This is a genomic window from Microbacterium sp. CIAB417, from assembly GCF_022788845.1.
Genome location: NZ_JAHZUT010000003.1, coordinates 796,028 through 813,085 on the forward strand (window position 1 = coordinate 796,028; position 17,058 = coordinate 813,085).

General features: G+C 67.9%; 17 protein-coding genes, 1 tRNA gene and 1 other RNA gene. 8 read left to right on the forward strand and 11 right to left on the reverse strand.

Going from position 1 to position 17,058, the window contains the following annotated elements; genetic code table 11:
• Positions 1–7: 7 nt before the first annotated feature.
• Entirely contained in the window at positions 8–1,345 is a 1,338-nt protein-coding gene (locus KYX17_RS16175) for a glutamine synthetase family protein (RefSeq protein WP_243227958.1), read from the reverse strand.
• 61 nt (positions 1,346–1,406) lie between these two features.
• Positions 1,407–1,592: an SPOR domain-containing protein gene (locus tag KYX17_RS16180; protein WP_243227959.1), complete on the reverse strand. Its 186-nt coding sequence runs from the start codon at positions 1,590–1,592 to the stop codon at positions 1,407–1,409.
• Positions 1,593–1,660: 68 nt separating this feature from the next.
• Between KYX17_RS16180 and ppgK the strand changes: the two genes are divergently transcribed.
• On the forward strand, positions 1,661–2,458 hold the full coding sequence (ppgK, locus tag KYX17_RS16185; RefSeq protein ID WP_243227960.1) for a polyphosphate--glucose phosphotransferase: 798 nt from the start codon (positions 1,661–1,663) through the stop codon (positions 2,456–2,458).
• 175 nt (positions 2,459–2,633) lie between these two features.
• Here the strand turns inward: ppgK and rnpB are convergent.
• From rnpB to KYX17_RS16200, 3 genes are all read right to left on the reverse strand, one after another.
• Positions 2,634–2,994: RNase P RNA component class A (rnpB, locus tag KYX17_RS16190), an RNA gene on the reverse strand.
• A 14-nt stretch (positions 2,995–3,008) separates the two neighbouring features.
• Positions 3,009–4,670 (reverse strand): bifunctional 3'-5' exonuclease/DNA polymerase, encoded by a 1,662-nt coding sequence (locus KYX17_RS16195; RefSeq protein ID WP_243227961.1) that lies wholly within the window; start codon positions 4,668–4,670, stop codon positions 3,009–3,011.
• Between the two features lie 19 nt (positions 4,671–4,689).
• Positions 4,690–5,421, reverse strand: a complete 732-nt coding sequence (locus tag KYX17_RS16200) for a zinc ribbon domain-containing protein (protein ID WP_243227962.1) — start codon at positions 5,419–5,421, stop codon at positions 4,690–4,692.
• Between the two features lie 142 nt (positions 5,422–5,563).
• Between KYX17_RS16200 and KYX17_RS16205 the strand changes: the two genes are divergently transcribed.
• The 5 genes from KYX17_RS16205 (at position 5,564) to KYX17_RS16225 (ending at position 9,801) form a co-directional block, all read left to right on the forward strand.
• On the forward strand, positions 5,564–6,370 hold the full coding sequence (locus KYX17_RS16205; RefSeq protein ID WP_243227963.1) for an ABC transporter ATP-binding protein: 807 nt from the start codon (positions 5,564–5,566) through the stop codon (positions 6,368–6,370).
• Between the two features lie 48 nt (positions 6,371–6,418).
• Positions 6,419–7,423, forward strand: coding sequence for an aliphatic sulfonate ABC transporter substrate-binding protein (locus tag KYX17_RS16210; protein ID WP_243227964.1), 1,005 nt, complete (start codon positions 6,419–6,421; stop codon positions 7,421–7,423).
• 28 nt (positions 7,424–7,451) lie between these two features.
• The gene (locus KYX17_RS16215; protein ID WP_243227965.1) at positions 7,452–8,270 is read left to right on the forward strand and encodes an ABC transporter permease; all 819 of its coding nucleotides are present in this window, start codon (positions 7,452–7,454) and stop codon (positions 8,268–8,270) included.
• A gap of 239 nt (positions 8,271–8,509) precedes the next feature.
• Complete coding sequence (locus tag KYX17_RS16220; RefSeq protein WP_243227966.1) at positions 8,510–9,031, forward strand: hypothetical protein; 522 nt, start codon at positions 8,510–8,512, stop codon at positions 9,029–9,031.
• A gap of 236 nt (positions 9,032–9,267) precedes the next feature.
• The gene (locus KYX17_RS16225; RefSeq protein WP_243227967.1) at positions 9,268–9,801 is read left to right on the forward strand and encodes a PKD domain-containing protein; all 534 of its coding nucleotides are present in this window, start codon (positions 9,268–9,270) and stop codon (positions 9,799–9,801) included.
• Between the two features lie 70 nt (positions 9,802–9,871).
• Here the strand turns inward: KYX17_RS16225 and KYX17_RS16230 are convergent, their stop codons facing one another.
• The 6 genes from KYX17_RS16230 to KYX17_RS16255 form a co-directional block, all read right to left on the reverse strand.
• On the reverse strand, positions 9,872–10,504 hold the full coding sequence (locus KYX17_RS16230) for a hypothetical protein (RefSeq protein ID WP_243227968.1): 633 nt from the start codon (positions 10,502–10,504) through the stop codon (positions 9,872–9,874).
• Between the two features lie 89 nt (positions 10,505–10,593).
• Positions 10,594–11,364, reverse strand: a complete 771-nt coding sequence (locus KYX17_RS16235; RefSeq protein ID WP_243227969.1) for a hypothetical protein — start codon at positions 11,362–11,364, stop codon at positions 10,594–10,596.
• A gap of 25 nt (positions 11,365–11,389) precedes the next feature.
• Complete coding sequence (locus KYX17_RS16240; RefSeq protein WP_243227970.1) at positions 11,390–11,701, reverse strand: hypothetical protein; 312 nt, start codon at positions 11,699–11,701, stop codon at positions 11,390–11,392.
• Between the two features lie 41 nt (positions 11,702–11,742).
• Complete coding sequence (locus KYX17_RS16245) at positions 11,743–12,393, reverse strand: hypothetical protein (protein ID WP_243227971.1); 651 nt, start codon at positions 12,391–12,393, stop codon at positions 11,743–11,745.
• 8 nt (positions 12,394–12,401) lie between these two features.
• Entirely contained in the window at positions 12,402–12,695 is a 294-nt protein-coding gene (locus tag KYX17_RS16250) for a WXG100 family type VII secretion target (RefSeq protein ID WP_243227972.1), read from the reverse strand.
• Positions 12,696–12,814: 119 nt separating this feature from the next.
• Positions 12,815–12,887 (reverse strand) — tRNA-Val (locus KYX17_RS16255).
• Positions 12,888–13,057: 170 nt separating this feature from the next.
• On the opposite strand from KYX17_RS16255, the gene aceE reads away from it, so the two are divergent.
• Together aceE and KYX17_RS16265 are read left to right on the forward strand one after the other, a co-directional pair.
• Complete coding sequence (aceE, locus tag KYX17_RS16260; RefSeq protein ID WP_243227973.1) at positions 13,058–15,784, forward strand: pyruvate dehydrogenase (acetyl-transferring), homodimeric type; 2,727 nt, start codon at positions 13,058–13,060, stop codon at positions 15,782–15,784.
• Positions 15,785–15,786: 2 nt separating this feature from the next.
• Positions 15,787–17,010: a CdaR family transcriptional regulator gene (locus KYX17_RS16265; protein WP_137416865.1), complete on the forward strand. Its 1,224-nt coding sequence runs from the start codon at positions 15,787–15,789 to the stop codon at positions 17,008–17,010.
• Positions 17,011–17,058: the final 48 nt, after the last annotated feature.

Consider the following 17,058-nt stretch of genomic DNA (forward strand, 5'->3'; position numbering starts at 1 on the left):
CGCCGGCTCAGAGCATCTCGAGGTTGCTCTGCAGCTCGAAGGGCGTCACCTGCGAACGGTAGCCCGCCCACTCGCGGCGCTTGTTGGCCAGCACATAGGTGAAGACGGTCTCGCCCAGCGTCTCGGCGACGAGCTCGGACTCCTCCATGTACTGCAGCGCCTGGTCGAGGCTCGCCGGCAGCGGTGCGTATCCGAGCGCGCGACGCTCGGAATCGGTGAGCGACCACACGTTGTCCTCGGCCTCGGGCGGCAGTTCGTAGCCCTCTTCGATGCCCTTCAGCCCCGCAGCGAGCATGAGAGCGTAGGCGAGGTACGGGTTGGCGGCCGAGTCGAGGGCGCGGTACTCGACTCGCGAGGAGCCGCCCTTGTTCGGCTTGTACAGCGGCACGCGCACGAGCGCCGAGCGGTTGTTGTGGCCCCAGCTGATGAAGCTGGGGGCTTCGTCGCCGCCCCACAGGCGCTTGTAGGAGTTCACGAACTGGTTCGTCACCGCCGAGATCTCGTTGGCGTGCCGCAGCAGGCCGGCGATGAACTGACGACCGACCTTGGAAAGCTGATACTGCGCGCCCTCTTCGTAGAAGGCGTTGTGGTCCCCCTCGAACAGCGACATGTGCGTGTGCATGCCACTACCGGGCTGCCCGCTGAGCGGCTTCGGCATGAACGTCGCGTAGACGCCCTGCTCGATGGCCACCTCTTTGATGACCGTGCGGAACGTCATGATGTTGTCGGCGGTGGCCAGCGCGTCGGCGTAGCGCAGGTCGATCTCGTTCTGACCCGGACCGCCCTCGTGGTGGCTGAACTCGACCGAGATGCCGAGGTCTTCCAGCATCCGCACCGAGCGGCGTCGGAAGTCGTGCGCCGTGCCGCCGGGGACGTTGTCGAAGTAGCCGGCGGAGTCGACCGGCTCGGGACCGTCCGGACCGTAGGTCGAGGACTTCAGCAGGTAGAACTCGATCTCGGGATGAGTGTAGAAGGTGAACCCGGCATCCGAGGCCTTCGCGAGCGTGCGCTTGAGGACGTGACGCGGATCGGCGACCGCGGGCTGGCCGTCGGGCGTCGTGATGTCGCAGAACATGCGCGCGGTCGGGTCGATCTCGCCGCGCCACGGGAGGATCTGGAAGGTCGTGGGATCAGGATGGGCGAGCAGGTCGGATTCGAAGGTTCGTGTGAGGCCTTCGATCGCAGAACCGTCGAAGCCGAGTCCCTCGGTGAAGGCTCCCTCGACCTCTGCGGGGGCGATCGCCACCGACTTCAGCGTTCCGATGACATCGGTGAACCAGAGACGGATGAACTTGACGCCGCGCTCTTCGATCGTGCGCAGTACGAAATCGCGCTGCTTGTCCATGCTTTTCCTCCCGGCCCCGCGGGGCCCGATCACGTGGTGGGGGTGCGCTCCGAGCGGCGCGTCAGTCGTCTTCGCGGGCGTCGTCAGCCGCCCACTGCGCGGAGCGCTGCTTGATCAGCTCGGGGGCGTTCGCCGCTTCTTCGGCGGTGTCGAAGGGGCCGGCGCGGTCGATCGCCGGGGACTCGAAACCTCGCTCCACCTTGCCGGTGGTGAGGTTGTACCAGTACTTCTCGCTGTCTTCGCTCACGGCAGACTCCTCATCGCTCTCGAGACGATCCTACTGATCGCGACCCGTGTGCTGGATAGGCTGAACTCATGGCAGCAGAGAAGTCTCGCGCGGTGGGTATCGACATCGGCGGAACCGGCATCAAGGGTGGAATCGTCGACCTCGAGAAGGGCGAGCTGATCAGCGACCGGATCAAGGTGTCCACACCTTCGGGCGCAGAGCCGAAGGACGTTCTGGATGCGGTGCGCAGCGTGCTCGACACGCTCGACGTCGCAGATTCCGACTACCCGCTCGGCGTCGCCTTCCCGGCGATCGTGAAGAACGGTCGCACGCTGTCGGCGGCGAACGTCTCGGACAAGTGGATCGACTTCCCCGCCGAGGAGTTCTTCGAGGAGGGCCTCGGCCGCGACATCCACTTCGCCAACGACGCGGATGTGGCCGGCGTCGCCGAGATGCGCTTCGGCGCCGCGAAGGGCGTCGATGGGCTGACGATCCTCACGACGCTCGGCACGGGCATCGGCTCGGCCGTCATCTACAACAACGTCCTCATCCCCAACAGCGAGCTCGGTCACCTGCAGCGCGCGAAGCATGGCAAGGACGCCGAGGCGTACGCCGCCTACTCCGCGATGGAGCGCGACGAACTGAGCTGGGAGGCGTGGGCGGAACGCCTGCAGTGGTACTACTCGCACGTCGAGTTCCTGTTCAGCCCCGACCTGTTCATCGTCGGCGGCGGTGTGTCCAAGCACGCCGACAAGTTCCTTCACCTGCTCGAGCTCCGCACGCCGATCGTCCCCGCTGTGCACCGCAACAACGCCGGCATCATCGGCGCGGCGGCACTCTCGTTGGGTGTCGAGCCCGATCTGGAGGAGACCGTCACCGGTCAGTGACCGGGGCGCGGACATTTCGACTCGCTACGCTCGCTCAACGACCGGATGCGAATCCACCCGTTCGTCGAGCGAGCCGGAACGCGGGGGCGAACCCACTCGTTCGTCGAGCGAGCCGAAACACGGGGGCGAACCCACCGGTCGTTGAGCGAGCCGAAGGCGAGACGAAACGCGGGTGCGAATGGGCCGGCCTGTACGCCGGGTTCTGTCCGGGGGCTTTCGCCCCGTGGACGGTCATCTCTCTCGGCGACACGTTGCCGTGCCGCTCCAGCGGCCTACCCGGGGACTCGGCGAGCCGCGTCATCATCCCCTGTCTGGCCTTGCTCCGGACGAGGTTTACCGTGCGGGTCGTGTCACCACGACCCCGGTGGTCTCTTACACCACCCTTTCACCCTTACCCGGGTCGAAACCCGGGCGGTCTGCTCTCTGTGGCACTGTCTCGCGGATTGCTCCGGGTGGGTGTTACCCACCGCCCTGCCCTACGGAGCCCGGACGTTCCTCGGCGCGGTTTCCCGCGACGCGACCGTCCAGCCGACCCATTCGCGCTCCGAGTCTACCGGGGCGCGTCCGCATCCTCCGGCTTGTGCCGGATGACCTCGACGTCGAGCGGGAAGTCGATCGGGAACGTGCCGAACAACAGGCGACCTGCTGCTTCGGCGGCCTCGGCCACGACCCGCGCGGCTGCTTCCGCCAACTCCTCCGGCGCGTGCACCATCACCTCGTCGTGGAGGAAGAACACGAGATGCGCACGGCTCGAGAATGCAGGTCCGGATGCGGATGCGGGCGGCCCTGATGCCCCTGGCAGCGCATCCAGGCGCCGCCGGATCTCCGCCAGCCAGCACAACGCCCACTCCGCCGCCGCGCCCTGCACGACGAAGTTCCTCGTGAAGCGGCCACGTTCCCTGGCCGCGCGCAGCGCGCCTTCTCGCACTCCCTGTTCCGCATCCGCCTCGCTGGCGCGAGACTGCAGCGCAAGCCACGGCGCCTCCGCGTCGGGAGTGCCGCGTCCGAGCCACGTGGCCACCCCGCGGCCGTCCTCACCGGCGACCGCTGCATCGTCGACGAGAGCCATCGCGGTCGGGAACGTCTTGCGCAGACGCGGCACCAGACGTCCGCTGTCGCCGGTCGTCGCACCGTACATCGCACCGAGGACCGCATACTTCGCCTCCTCGCGGGTCGCGACGGCGCCGGTCGCCACGATCCCCTCGTAGAGGTCCCGCCCGCGCGCAGCCTCCGCCATCCGCGTGTCACGCGACATCGCTGCGAGCACCCGCGGCTCGAGCTGCGCCACATCCGCATCCACGATGACCCAGCCCGGATCGGGGCGCACGGCCGGACGCAACTGACGGGGAATCTGCAGCGCACCTCCGCCGCTCGATGCCCATCGACCGGTCACGACGCCTGCCGGCACGTACACGGGGCGAAAGCGGTCATCGCGTACCCACTCGTCCAGCCACGCCCAGCCGTTCGCCGTGTAGAGCCTCGCGAGCTTCTTGTACTCCAGGAGCGGCTCCACCACCGGATGCTCGACCTGAGCCAGCTCCCACTTGCTCGTCGAGCCCACCGTCAACCCGGCCCGGTGCAGCGCCCGCAGCACTCTCGGCGGGGAGTCCAGCGACAGCGCCGCGTCACCGAGTGCTGCGCGTACCCGTTCACCCACCTCGCGCATCCGGTCGGGCACACCGCCTGCCAGTGGGCGACGACCGAGCGTGTCGATCAGGATCCGCTCGTGTGTCGCACGGTGCCAGGGCAACCCCGCCGCGTGCATCTCTGCGGCGACCAGCGCGCCGGCGGACTCCGCGTTGATGAGCAGCGACAATCGCCCCGGATCGCGGGATGCCGCGATGACCCCCTGCTGGGCACGCCACTCGGCCTCGACCTCGTCGAGCCCGAAGGCCGGCACCTCGTCGAACGCGAACAGGGTCTCACCGCCGTCAGGCGCGGACGAGGCGAGATCCCATCGGTCGCTCGCGCTCCACGGCACACTCGCGGGACGCAGCGGACTGTGGCGCAGGATGCGGCGCGCCAGCCGCACATCCCACGCCCGCGCCACGCGCTCCCCCACCGCGAGCATGGCGGGGTAGCTCACGCCGGTGTCGGCCCACACCCAGCGGGTCGGTGCGGGCGCTTTGTCCACATCCTCAGAGATGTCGCGGATGCCGTCCGCAGCGACGATGCGCCACGCAGGCGACGGCGTGCTTTCGCGGCCGGTCATCTCATCCGACCGCGGCGGATCACAACCCCGACTCGGCGGTGCGCACGAGGATGCAGCCGCACTCCGGGCATGTCGCGACGACATCGTCGGCGACCTGCCTCAGGGCTGCGAGGTCGGTGCCGGAGAGCATCATGTGGCACCCGCCGCAGGTGCGGGCCTGGAACAGTGCCGCCCCGGCCGAGCGCGTCGCGAGCTTCTCGTACAGCGCGAGGAGCTGCTCCGGAACGGAGCCGGCGACGGCGGCGCGGTCGCGGCCGAGCTGCTGCTCGAGCGCCGACGCGGCTTCCACCGTCTCCTTCGCCTCCGCCGAGAGGCGCGATCCCTCGTCGTTGTTCGCGGCCACGAGCTGCTGCTGCTCGGCGACGGCCGCTTCCGCGGCTTCGAGACGCTCCATGAGTTCGAGCTGCGCCTCTTCGAGCTCTTCCTGACGACGGGTGAGGGACGCGAGCTCGCGCTCGAGGCCGACGGCGTCCTTGGCGCTCGCCGTCTTCTGCAGCAGCTCCTCATCGCGCTGACGTCGCGCGACGACCAGCGCCACATCGCCCTCCACCCGCCGCAGCTCCACGGCGACGTCGTCCACGACGTTCTGGCGCGCGGCGAGCTCCTGCGCAAGCTGTTGCTTGGCCTTCACGAGTTCGCCGATCCGCGCGGCCTGCGGAGGGTTGCGTCGGGCGTGATCGGCCTGCGCGCGGCGGGCGTCGATGTCGGCGAGGTCCAACAGGCGCAACTGGTCAGCGTGGGCGGCGTTCACCCCTCCAACCTACGCCAGCGCACCGTGCACCGCGGCGGCGCTGCGGTGACGGCTTGTTACCTCCCGTGTCGGCCGGTGTGCTCCGGCCCGCGAGGCTCGTTAGTTTCGGGACTCGACCCCCGCCCGCCCCGAGGAGCCCGTCATGAGCACCGCCGTCGCCACGAACCGCGTCCACCCGGATGCGGGAGCGCCCGCATCCCGTCTGCAGTTCGACGGCCTGGGGCGCACCTTCGGCACGCACGTCGTGCTGGACGGGATCGACCTGACGGTCGAGCCGGGCGAGCTGGTCGCCATCCTCGGCGCCTCCGGCTCGGGAAAGTCGACGCTGCTGCGCATCGCGGGCGGCCTCGATCGCGCGAGCGAGGGGTCGGTGTCGATCGACGATCGGCCTGTCGCTGCCCACGACGCCCGCGTCGCGATCGGCTTCCAGGAGCCGCGGCTGCTGCCATGGAGATCCGTCTCGGAGAACATCGCACTCGGGCTCGGTCCCGGCCTCTCGCGCGACGAGCGCTCTCAGCGCATCGGATCCCTGCTCGAGCTCATCGGGCTCACCGCCTTCGCGAACCACCGTCCGCGCGAGATCTCCGGCGGGATGGCGCAGCGCACCTCGCTCGCTCGCGCGCTCGCGCGACGCCCCGGCGTGCTCCTGCTCGACGAACCGTTCGGCGCTCTCGATGCGCTGACGAGGCTCAAGATGCAGGACCTCCTGCTCTCGATCCTCGACGAAGCACCCACGACGACGCTTCTGGTCACGCACGACGTCGACGAGGCCCTGCAGGTCGCCGATCGGGTGATCGTTCTCGGCGTCGAGCCGGGTTCGGCGGGTGCCCGCATCCAGCGCCTGGTGACGGTTCCCGGAACCCGCCCGCGCGACCGCGGCTCAGCCGAACTCGCCGAGCTCCGTGCCGATCTGCTCGGCGCGCTCGGTATCGATCGCCACGCGCACTGACGCTCTCCCTTCCGCACCCTTCCTTTCCACAGCAATCGAGAGGCCCTCATGTCCCGCTCACGCCGTTTCCTCGGTGCCTTCGCCGGCTTCGCCGTCGCCGCCGTCGCCCTTTCGGGCTGCGTCGCCGGTGAGGATGCTCCCGCTGCCGCTGGCAGCGACGCCGTCGCATCCGACGTCACCATCAAGCTCGACTGGGCGACCTACAACCCGCTCAGCCTCATCATCAAGGATCAGGGCTGGCTCGAGGCCGACGGCTACAACGTCGAGTGGGTGCAGTCGCTGGGCTCGTCGAAGGCGAACGAGGCCCTGCGTGCCGGTGCCATCGACTTCGGTTCGACGGCGGGCTCGGCAGCGCTGCTCGCCCGCTCCAACGACGTGCCCCAGCAGATCGTCGATGTCGTCGCACAGCCCGAGTGGTCCGCGCTCGTGGTGCCCGCCGACTCCGACATCACATCGGTGGCAGACCTGAAGGGCAAGTCGGTCGCTGCAGCCCTGGGCACCGACCCGTACTTCTTCCTCGTGCAGGCTCTGGAGGCGGAGGGCCTGTCGATCGACGACGTCGCCGTGCAGAACCTCATTCACGCCGACGGCTGGGCTGCGCTCCAGGGCGGATCCGTGCAGGCATGGGCGGGTCTCGACCCGATCATGGCGTCCGCGGAGGCCAGCGGCGCGAAGCTGCTCTACCGCAACCTCGACTTCAACTCGTACAGCGTGCTGAACGCCACCGAATCGATCATCAAGGACCACCCCGAGATCGTGCAGGTCGTCGTCGACACGTACGAGCGTGCGCGTGCGTGGGCGCTGGAGAACCCCGAGGAGACGGCGCAGATCCTCACCGATGCCGCCTCGATCGATCTCGCCGTCGCCCAGAAGGTCATCGACGAGCGTGAGGGGCTCGATGTCGATCCGGTGCCCGGCTCCGCGCTGTCGAGCGTGCTCGCCCCGATCGGCGCGATCCAGGTCTCGCTGGGCGACGTGAAATCGCAGGACAAGGTCGACCAGGCGCTCGACACCCTGTTCGCGCCGGAGTTCGCCGAGAAGGCCAAGGGCTGACACCTGCAGCCGAGAGGACGATACGACGATGAGCACGACCGGCACCCCTGCACGTACGTCGCAGACCGCATCCGCACCCGGGCCGCTGTCGCGCCGCAGCGTGCGCACCCTCCTGGGCTGGGTGGTGCCGGTCGTCCTCATCGCGCTGTGGTTCCTGCTGACGAACCCGGCGGCACCCATCGTGCCGGCGTACAAGTTCCCGAGTCCCGAGGCCGTCTTCACCGCGGGCGTGGACCTCGCCCAGCGGGGTGAGTTGTGGCAGTTCACCGCCATCTCGCTGCAGCGGGTCGTCATCGGATTCACCGCCGGTGCGCTGCTCGGCATCTCGCTCGGCGGTCTGATCGGGCTGTCGCGGTTCTGGGACGCGCTGCTCTCCCCCACGCTCGGCGTCATCCGCGCCGTGCCGAGCCTCGCGTGGGTCCCGTTGCTCATCGTGTGGTTCTTGGTCGGCGAGCAGTCGAAGATCATCCTCATCGCGATCGGCGCGTTCTTCCCCGTCTTCACGACGGTCTCGCTCGCGCTGCGTCACGTCGACGCACAGCTCGTCGAGATGGGCCGCTCGTTCGGCTACACCGGCCTGCGGCTGTTCTTCACGGTGCAGCTACCCGCGGTTCTGCCCGCGCTCTTCTCCGGGCTGCGGCTGGCGCTCGTGCAGGCGTGGCTCTTCCTCGTGGCGGCCGAGCTCCTCGGCGCATCCATGGGCCTCGGGTTCTTGCTCCTGCGCGGCCAGAACAACGGGCGCGTCGATCAGATCGTGCTCGCCATCATCCTGCTCGCGGTCATCGGCAAGCTCACCGACTCCCTGCTCGCGGTCTTGCAGAAGTGGGCCGTCCGCCGCTGGGGTTGACCTCTCCTCCCCCGCTCGCGGCACTGCGGAGCGCGTGCTCGTCGGCGCGGTGCGCGCATCCGTCGCACGACCGTCGGAGATTCCGCGTTCCGTCGGAGGTTTGTGCCTGAATCCTCCGACATCGGCGAGAATCTCCGACGGTCGGAACGTCGACCGCGCGCACGAGCGAGCGGATGCGGCCGCCCGCCGGCTGTGGATAAGCCCAGCCGACGTCGCCTGCCCGCCGATACCGTGTCGGCATGTCCCGGCGTCACGTCTCGATTGCGGCCATAATCGGCCTGTTCGTCGCGCTGGGCGTGTCCGGCTGCACGACGCCGGCGCCCGACCCGACGCCCACCCCGACGGGATTCGCCACCGAGGCCGAGGCCTTCGCCGCCGCCGAGGCGACCTACCGCGCGTACATCGATGCGCTGAACCAGGTCGACCTCAGCGATCCCGCCACCTTTGAGCCGGTGTACGAGCTGACCTCTGGAGAGCTCAACGCATCGGAACGCGAAAGCTATTCGCAACTGCACGCTGAGGGCAACACGATCTCTGGGAAGATCACCTACTCCAATGCTGAGCTGTTGAACAGGAGTGACAACATCGCGACGATCGCGGTTTGTCTGGATGTCTCTGAAGTCGACGTTCTTGACTCGAACGGCTCCTCAATCGTCCCTGAGTCTCGCCCCGATATTCAGTCCGTCGCGGTCGACGTCGATATCGCGATCGCAAGGCTTCTTGAGATACGTCCTAGCGAGATTGCTGGCCGATGCTCGTAAGTGCGACATTCAACGCGGCCCTGCTCCTCATGGGATTGCTTCTAGCGACGTCGAATCCTGGATGCGCCGGAGCCCCGTCAGTGCTGGGCGGCTGCGCCAGCACAGACGGCACGTCCGTCATCGTGGAGGGCACGCAGACGCAGCCGGGAACAAACGGCGGCGGGTCGGAGTGGATCCCGACGAGCGGGCCCGGAGGCGGTGGGGCGACCCCCGCGGAGCCTGCGAACCCGTACGGAATGGACCTCCTCTACGAACAGATTCCGCAGGACGAGGCGACGGAGGAGATTCCCGCGGTCACGGTGGCCGATCTCGCGGCGTTCACTCCGCAGAGGCCGTCCTTCGCCGCCGAGCCGGCGGGGCTCGGCGTGGCGGGGCTTCCCACCAACGTCATCGCGGGCGCCTCCGAGCACACGATCGCGGGCACGCTCTTCGGACGCCCGGTCACTGTTCGCTTCACCCCTGTCGGGTTCCGGTTCGACTACGGCGACGGCGCGATCAGTACGACGTCGACGGGCGGCGCGCCCTGGGCCGCACTGGGACAAGCGCAGTTCACGCCGACCCCCACGAGCCATACCTTCGTCTCGCCCGGCGACTACACCGTCACTGTGAGCGTCGCCTACGCAGCCGTCGTCGACTTCGGAGTCACGACGCGAGCGGTCAGCGGCACCGTGGTCGCGGATGCGGCGCCGCAGGCACTCCGGGTCCTCGAAGCTCGCACCGCCCTCGTCGACCAGACCTGCGCACAGAATCCGGGCGGACCCGGCTGCTGAACGGGCGCAGGTTGGCACGCATCCGTGCGCTCACATGAGCTCAGCGAACGATCGAGGCGCCCGCTGCGCCTCAGCCACCGAGCGAGTCGGCGAACCCCGACAACTTGCCGTCGGCGCTCATGGTGCCGAACAGCGTGTCGACATCGATGGCGATCGTCTCGGTCGTCGGCGTCGTACCAGGAACAGCGATCTCCAGTGGGTAGGTTCCCGCGAACGCCATGACACGCGACGACGAGCCGGACAGATTCTCGAACGCCGACGTGACATCCACGCCGTTGACGCTGTAGCGAGTACCGGAGGGGAGGTCCGCGGCGCCCGCGGCGTCGAAGCCGGCCGACGCCGGGTCGACGACGAAGACCCAGTGGGCGGGAATGTCGCCCTGTTTATCGACATACGCGAGCTGGAGAGTCTCCGACCGCTCGTCCGCCCCGATGGCGTACGTGACGTCGATGTCGGCCAGGGTGCCGTCGTCCGAGACCTTGGGCTCCCCGACGTTCTTGAGCGACGGCCGATCCATTAGGGACTCATAAGCCTCGTCACCGATGAACGGAGCACCCGGAGCGCTCTCATCGATCGCGACATCGGTCATTCTCAAGGCCGCGGCCGCCTGCCCACCGGCGAGATAGCCGAAGAAGGTCTCCACCTGACCCGGGAGGCCAGCTGTGTCCGCGTCGAACTCCGGAGGCCCGTCGAGCGGTGCCACGGATGGAGCACACGCAGACAGGCCGACAGCCACAGCCAGCAGTACGCCGGGGATCGCCAGCCGCCGATGCGACGATGCGCGACTCACGATCAGCCGATCGTCGCAGCGGGCCAGCTGCCGTTCGGGAAGCCGTAGAGGTTCGCCATCTCCTGCTTCAGCTGGTCCGCCTTCGCCTTCGAGTCTGTGAAGTTGGCGGCGAAGGACGCAACGGCGTCGACGCCGAGCTGGGCGAGATTCGTGCACACCGTCACGATCTTCGGCACGGCGTCCAGCCACTCCAGCGGATCAGCGGTGATGAACGAAGCGCCCGCATTGATCTGGTCGAGCACGTAGGTGGCGATCCGCTTGCCGAAGTCGATCCACGTGTTCAGAATCTTCTGCGCGTAGTCGCTCAGGAAGTCGATCATCCCGTCGACATAGCCGACGACCGTCTCCATCGCCGTGCTCTGACGGCCCGCGAGTGCACCGTATCCATCGCCCGGGTCGCCCTTCCAACTCGTGTCGGCTTTGAGATAGTCCGCGGTGATGGTTGTGCGGGCGCCGCTGATCTTCTGCTTGACGACAATCCACTGATCCTGCTTCGCGTACATCGCGAAAGGGTTGCCCGGGCTGAGGTAGTCGCCGATGGTCGCCAAGAACTCGCCGAACTTCTCGACAGCGATCTGCAGCTTGTCGCGCACCTCGCCCATGCGGTCCATGAACCACTCCATGAACTTCTCCCACAGGGAGATGTCGTCCTTTTTGCGGTTGAAGGTGTCGACGCACTCGTCGAGGTTCTCGCGCATGTCGTCGATGCCGTCGGTGACGCCCTTGACCAATGAGTCGAAGGTGCCCTGATCAGTGGGGATGACAGATGTCACGGTGTCTCCTCGTTCCTTCTCGGACTCAGCCTTGGTCGAGCAGCCACTGCGAGTAGCCGTCGGCCGCCTCGTAGTTCTGCTTGGTCTCGAGCAGCTTGTCGGAGACGCTCTGCAGCTCGGCGACAGCGCTGTCGATGAGCGAATAGATCGTCTGATGCGCGGTGTTGTAGTTCGTCTCAGCTCCGGACATGTGCCCGAAGCCGTCCATCTCCCAACGTCCGAGCTCGCAGCCGTCCGCAATCGTGCGCACTTCGGCGAACGTCTCGGACAGCGTGCTCCACGCGGTCGCATCCTGCTTGAGGTCGTCGAGCGCCGCCTCGTAGTCCTGATGACTCATCGTTCCTCCTGTGTATCGACAGCTTCAGTGAGCACGCGCGCTCACGCGCGTCCTTCGGCCGCGTGGACCTCTCTCACCACGGCGCTCAGCTCGGGAAGGTCATCGAGCGCGTCCTGTTGCCGCACGCCCAGCTGCTCACGAGCCCGAGCGAACAAATCCACGATCTCCCGTTCGAGTTGCGCCTCGGGAGTGAACTGCGCGTTCCGCGCATCGATGGTGAGACGCCGGACTCCGCTACCCACGACTTCCAGCGTCACCTCGCCCGACGGACTGCGGAGCTCGACCGTCTCGCGCGCCGCTTCCATCACTGACTGCCGATAGGTATCGAGTTGCGCGAACGCCGTCAGCAGCGTCTCGAGTCGACCCATCAGCTCGTCGCGGTCGCTCGACGGCGGCTGGAGCGGGGCGGTATTCAGCGTCGCACCGGTCGCGCGCTCCCACGCTGCATCATCCGCACCGAGTTCGGTAGCGGTCTCACCCCGCGCCGCGCGGCTCGCCTGAACGAGCGTCAGAACGGTCGCGCCGGCATCCTCGGGGCGCAGGCGCTGCCACCAGTTCTGCGCGAACCGCACGGCGTCGACCTTGCCGTCGCCGTCGACGGATACACGGACCGCTTCGGACTCGTCGGCCTGCATCCACACTTCTGGATCGGAGCGGTAGATCTCGCTGAGTCGCTGCTGGATGTCTGCCATCTCCGCCATCACTGGCTCCACAGCCGCTGGGTGGCGCGCTGCGCGTCGCTGAAGACCTCGTTCGACTCCTCGGTACGCCGGCGGACGCGCTCGAGTTCGTCATGGAGCTGGGCCATGCTGGCGATCCAGCGCTCCTGGGCGATCTTGTAGGCCTGGTGGGCGTCTCCGCTCCACTCGCCGCTGAGACGGTCGAGTTCCGCCTTCAACCCATCAAGGATGCGCGCGATCTCCGCACGCGCGCGCTCCATCTCCGCAACGAGCAGCTCGATACGCGAACCGCCGACTTTGAGTTCACCTGTCATGGCGCTCCCCCTTCGCACTCAGCCCGATGATTTCACGATCAGCTCGCGCGAATCCGACTGTTGTCAGGATGTGGAGAAATGAGGTATCGCCTTCGCGACGCGCGGGGCCCCACACTCGGTGGGCCCTGCCGGGATCGAACCGACGACATCCACGGTGTAAACGTGGCGCTCTACCAGCTGAGCTAAAGGCCCTTCGTTGACAGTCTAGGCGGGGAAAGCCACAGGCCCGATCCGCTATGTCACCCGGGGCCGTCTACACACTCGCTAAGCTGGACGATGGTGCATTTGTCCACTGCCGACAAGGCTCGCACCAACCCGATGGTTCCTTCCGGCAAGACCTGCCGTGTGATGAAAGGCGTCTCGTGACTGTCAACCAACAGGATCCGTACTCGCAGGGCCCCCTCGACAGCGATCCGGAAGAGACCGCGGAATGGCGCGAGTCGCTGGAGCAGCTCGTCCAGGCGAAGGGCCGCGGGCGCGGTCGCGAGATCATGCTGAGCCTGCTGCAGGATTCGCGTGAGCTTCACCTCGGTGTGCCGATGGTTCCCACCACCGACTACATCAACACGATCGCCCCCGAGAACGAGCCGGACTTCCCCGGCGACGAGGAGATCGAACGCCGGTACCGTGCATGGATCCGCTGGAACGCGGCCATGACCGTGCACCGCGCGCAGCGCCCGGGTATCGGCGTCGGCGGACACATCTCGACATACGCCTCCTCGGCCGCGCTGTACGAGGTCGGCTTCAACCACTTCTTCCGCGGCCTCGACGACCCCCACGGCGGCGACCAGGTCTTCTTCCAGGGCCACGCCTCCCCCGGCATGTACGCGCGGTCCTTCCTCGAGGGGCGCCTGAGCGAGCAGCAGCTCGACGGCTTCCGCCAGGAGAAGTCGGCAGCACCGCTCGGCCTTCCGTCGTACCCGCACCCGCGCCTGCTGCCCGAGTACTGGCAGTTCCCCACCGTCTCGATGGGCCTCGGCCCCATCAACGCCATCTACCAGGCAATGACGAACAAGTACCTCACCAACCGCGGCATGAAGGATCTGTCCGACTCGCACGTCTGGGCGTTCCTCGGCGACGGCGAGATGGATGAGGTCGAGAGCCGTGGCCAGCTCCAGGTGGCCGCGAACGAGGGTCTCGACAACCTGACCTTCGTCGTCAACTGCAACCTGCAGCGCCTCGACGGACCCGTCCGCGGCAACGGCAAGATCATCCAGGAGCTGGAGAGCTTCTTCCGCGGTGCGGGCTGGAACGTCATCAAGGTCATCTGGGGCCGCGAATGGGACTCGCTGCTCGCCAACGACGACCAGGGTGCCCTGCTCAACCTCATGAACGTCACCCCCGACGGCGACTTCCAGACGTACAAGGCCGAGAACGGCGCGTACATCCGCGAGAACTTCTTCGGTCGCGACGAGCGCGCCGCAGCCCTGGTCAAGGACTACACCGACGACCAGATCTGGAACCTCAAGCGCGGCGGCCACGACTACCGCAAGGTCTACGCGGCGTTCAAGGCGGCCGTCGAGCACAAGGGCCAGCCGACCGTCATCCTCGCGCACACGATCAAGGGCTACGGCCTGGGTCCGCACTTCGAGGGCCGCAACGCGACCCACCAGATGAAGAAGATGACCCTCGACGACCTGAAGCACTTCCGCGACGCGATGCACATCCCGGTCTCGGACGCGCAGCTCGAGGAGAACCCGTACCAGCCTCCGTACTACAACCCCGGAGCGCAGGATGAGACCATCCGGTACATGGTCGAGCGCCGTCGTGAGCTCGGCGGCTTCCTGCCCAAGCGCCGCACCACGCACGTCGGCCTCGAGCTGCCGGACGACAAGGCCTACGCGCTGCCGAAGAAGGGTTCGGGCACGCAGGAGATCGCCACGACCATGGCCTTCGTGCGCCTGCTGAAGGATCTGCTGCGTGTCAAGGGCTTCGGCGAGCGGATCGTCCCGATCATCCCGGACGAGGCACGCACGTTCGGCATGGACGCGTACTTCCCGACGGCGAAGATCTACAACCCGAACGGCCAGAACTACACCTCGGTCGACCGCGAGCTGCTCCTGGCGTACAAGGAGAGCCCGCAGGGCCAGATCATGCACGTCGGCATCAACGAGGCCGGCGCCATGGCGGCGTTCACCGCCACGAGCACCGCGTATGCGACGCACGGCCAGCCGCTCATCCCGGTCTACATCTTCTACTCGATGTTCGGCTTCCAGCGCACGGGCGACGCCCAGTGGGCCGTCGGCGACCAGATGGGCCGCGGCTTCATCATCGGCGCCACCGCCGGTCGCACGACGCTGACCGGTGAGGGGCTGCAGCACGCCGACGGTCACTCGCACCTGCTCGCCTCGACGAATCCGGCAACCGTCTCCTACGACCCGGCCTACGGGTACGAGATCGCCCACATCGTGCGCTCGGGCATCGACCGCATGTACGGCGGCAACCACCCCGACCCGAACGTCATGTACTACATCACGGTCTACAACGAGCCGATCGTGCAGCCGGCCGAGCCGGAGGGTGTCGACGTCGACGGCATCGTGCGCGGTATCCACCGCATCTCCGAGGGCTCCGGCGACGGGCACCGCGCGCAGATCCTGGCCTCGGGCGTCGGTGTGCCGTGGGCGCTCGAGGCGCAGAAGCTGCTCAGCGAGGACTGGGGAGTGAGCGCCGACGTGTGGTCGGTCACCTCGTGGTCCGAGCTGCGCAACGACGGCCTCGCTGCCGAGGAGCACAACTTCCTGAACCCGGATGCGGAGCCGCGCACCGCGTACCTGACCGAGAAGCTGCGCGACGCGCAGGGCCCGGTGGTGGGCGTCAGCGACTTCATGCACGCGGTGCAGGACCAGATCCGTCAGTGGGTCCCGGGTCGCTACCTGACCCTGGGCGCCGACGGTTTCGGCTTCTCCGACACCCGTGCCGCCGCACGTCGCTTCTTCAAGATCGACGGTCCTTCGATCGTCGTGCGCACCCTGCAGGGCCTGGTGGATGAGGGGCGTCTCGACCGCTCCGTCATCGGTCAGGCGATCGAGAAGTACCGTCTGCACGACGTGAACGCCGGAACCTCCGGCAACGCCGGCGGCGAGAGCTGAGAATGAGCCGATCCCCGGAGTCGTCGTCGGACAAGACGGAGACACTCGCCTGGTTGCGACGCATCTCCGGGGATCTGGCCACGGTCACTCTCAAACGCCTCGAGGACACGCTGCCCTGGTACGCCGACATGCCGCCGGCCCGGCGGTCATCGGTGGGCCTCGTGGCCCAGGCCGGCATCACGTCGTTCATCCAGTGGTACGACGACCCGACGGCGACGCCGTGGATCGCAGCGGACATCTTCGCCGCTGCTCCCCGCGAGCTGCTGCGGTCGGTGAGCCTGCAGCAGACCCTGCAGCTCATCCGTGTGACCGTCGAGGTCACCGAGGAGCGCGTCGCGGGTCGCGGTGAGGATCTCCGCGAGGCGATCCTGCTCTACTCGCGCGAGCTCGCCTTCACGGCGGCCGACGTCTACGCGCGCGCCGCGGAAGCGCGGGGGCTCTGGGACGCACGCCTCGAGGCGCTCGTGGTCGATTCGATCCTCACCGGCGAAGCCGACGAGGAGCTCCCGAGCCGCATCGCCGCTCTGGGATGGCACGGTCACGGCGAGGTCTCCGTCCTCGTGGGCACGACCCCGCCGCAGTTCGATGTCGACCAATTGCGGCGCATGGCCCGCAAACTCGGCGTCGATGTGCTCGTGGGCGTGCAGGGGTCCCGGCTCGTGCTCGTGATCGGACGCACCGACGCCGATCACCGTGCGGGCGGCGACGAGCAGTCGGAACTGCCCTTCCCCGAGATCGCGCGGCGCCTCGAGCCCGGCTTCGGCACGGGCCACCTCGTGCTCGGCCCCACCGTCCCCGCCCTCGTCGACGCGGGCCAGAGCGCGCGCGCCGCCCTCGCCGGCTTCGCCGTGGCCCGCGCCTGGCGCAACGCCCCCCGCCCCGTCGAGGCCGACGATCTGCTGCCCGAGCGGGCGCTGGCGGGTGATCCGCTCGCCAAGCACACCCTCGTGGAGCGGATCTATCGTCCACTCAAGGCGCACAGCTCGGACCTGGTGACGACGCTGTGGAGCTACCTCGACAACGGCCGCTCGCTCGAGGCCACGGCCCGCGAGCTCTTCGTGCACCCCAACACCGTGCGGTACCGGCTCAAGCGCGTCTCCGACGTCATCGGTTGGGATGCGACGGGCCCCCGCGAGGCCCTCATCCTGCAGACCGCTCTCGTTCTCGGGGCCATCGGAACCGACAACACGCGCCGTCGCGCCGCGGGGACACGCCGCCCGCGCTGATAATTGGCGGGTATCTGCAAAGGAACCCGCGTTTCTTGTCGCATGACA

Bases quoted from the DNA above. Each gene is read 5' to 3' on its own strand.
- KYX17_RS16175 (WP_243227958.1), bottom strand. From the start codon at position 1,345: ATGGACAAGCAGCGCGATTTCGTACTGCGCACGATCGAAGAGCGCGGC.
- ppgK (WP_243227960.1), top strand. From the start codon at position 1,661: ATGGCAGCAGAGAAGTCTCGCGCGGTGGGTATCGACATCGGCGGAACC.
- KYX17_RS16195 (WP_243227961.1), bottom strand. From the start codon at position 4,670: ATGACCGGCCGCGAAAGCACGCCGTCGCCTGCGTGGCGCATCGTCGCT.
- KYX17_RS16205 (WP_243227963.1), top strand. From the start codon at position 5,564: ATGAGCACCGCCGTCGCCACGAACCGCGTCCACCCGGATGCGGGAGCG.
- KYX17_RS16210 (WP_243227964.1), top strand. From the start codon at position 6,419: ATGTCCCGCTCACGCCGTTTCCTCGGTGCCTTCGCCGGCTTCGCCGTC.
- KYX17_RS16215 (WP_243227965.1), top strand. From the start codon at position 7,452: ATGAGCACGACCGGCACCCCTGCACGTACGTCGCAGACCGCATCCGCA.
- KYX17_RS16220 (WP_243227966.1), top strand. From the start codon at position 8,510: ATGTCCCGGCGTCACGTCTCGATTGCGGCCATAATCGGCCTGTTCGTC.
- KYX17_RS16225 (WP_243227967.1), top strand. From the start codon at position 9,268: ATGGACCTCCTCTACGAACAGATTCCGCAGGACGAGGCGACGGAGGAG.
- KYX17_RS16240 (WP_243227970.1), bottom strand. From the start codon at position 11,701: ATGAGTCATCAGGACTACGAGGCGGCGCTCGACGACCTCAAGCAGGAT.
- KYX17_RS16245 (WP_243227971.1), bottom strand. From the start codon at position 12,393: ATGGCAGACATCCAGCAGCGACTCAGCGAGATCTACCGCTCCGATCCA.
- KYX17_RS16250 (WP_243227972.1), bottom strand. From the start codon at position 12,695: ATGACAGGTGAACTCAAAGTCGGCGGTTCGCGTATCGAGCTGCTCGTT.
- KYX17_RS16265 (WP_137416865.1), top strand. From the start codon at position 15,787: ATGAGCCGATCCCCGGAGTCGTCGTCGGACAAGACGGAGACACTCGCC.